The organism is Silvimonas sp., from assembly GCF_031291215.1.
GTDB classification, from domain to species: domain Bacteria; phylum Pseudomonadota; class Gammaproteobacteria; order Burkholderiales; family Chitinibacteraceae; genus Silvimonas; species Silvimonas soli.
On sequence record NZ_JARLJK010000089.1, the window covers coordinates 1 to 1116 of the forward strand.

Consider the following 1116-nt stretch of genomic DNA (forward strand, 5'->3'; position numbering starts at 1 on the left):
CTACGCGCATCCGGCACAAAGATTTGCCCGGCGTCATTGACTAACACTCTGTTGGTAATGTCCTCCTTCAGGCCGAACAACGCACGGTCAGCGAGCGAAACATGCTCCAGCTGGGCCTGCCGTATGTCGCCGAGGGAAGGAAAGTCAGTTGGGTCGAAACGGAGCAACTCAGCGTCAGCTGTTACAGCCTCACGCGAGGACACCATCCGCGCCGCACCTTCCTGCAGTTCACCAGTGTTAGCGGCACCTGCGTCTGCTACGCCAGGTGTGATCGCGCCACGGTCGAACTCAGGGTGTGCCCACCGACTAAACATATCTGCCACGACGTGAACCTCACCAGGTACATGGTGTATCTCGAAATTATAGCGAGACATGGTCACACGCCAGCGTTCAACACGGTCACCCGCTGATTTCGAAGCACAAGGCCCTTCTGCCTTGGGGTCAAACAGGAAAACTAAGTTGTTGTGATCAGTGAACACATGCAACTTTGCAGCCCTGCTGACGAGGTATTCAGTCCGCTCACATGTCGCAAGCAGGCCGTAGCCCTCCTTCTCTGTGGTATTCCAACGAGAGCTAGAATCTCGGAAGGAGCCACTGACGAACGCCAAAGGTACGTGTTCCTGCTGCTTAACAGGCAGGGCGAGCTGGTCCTCGCTTGTCTGTGTAACCAGACCAGCGTAGTGTTGCCCGGAGGCATCAGACCACACGCACGTCACCTTGGAGTCGTCTGGGAAACCCAGCGTCACCGTATTCGCCACTGCATGGCATACGCGCTCAAAAGCCGCGTCTTGCTCTGCCCCCCACCCACACGTGACTATCACGGGGAGGTTCTTGGGCTGCCGAATGCGATGCGCACGCGCGTACCGCAGGCCCTTTGTCAAGGCCGCCTGTAAAGGCTCGACAACTTCAGCAAACCGCGGTATGGCTAAACGGAGCCAGTTCACGGTTGCTAAGTAAGAGCGTAACTCGCCTACTGTGATGGGCTTGCCCATCCGCAGCACGGTGTCGATGTACTGCTGGTCGAACTTCGCGCCTACACGCGTAAGTACACGGCCACAATACTTCAACTCGCGCGCATAGAACGTGGTTTTCTTGGCCGACACCTTGAGGCCCCGC

1 protein-coding gene is annotated in these 1116 nt (G+C 57.3%); it reads right to left on the reverse strand.

The features are described from left to right. Positions 1-1116 (reverse strand): RNase H-like domain-containing protein (locus P4L78_RS10560; protein WP_309328022.1); only part of this gene is annotated, 1116 nt, incomplete at both ends.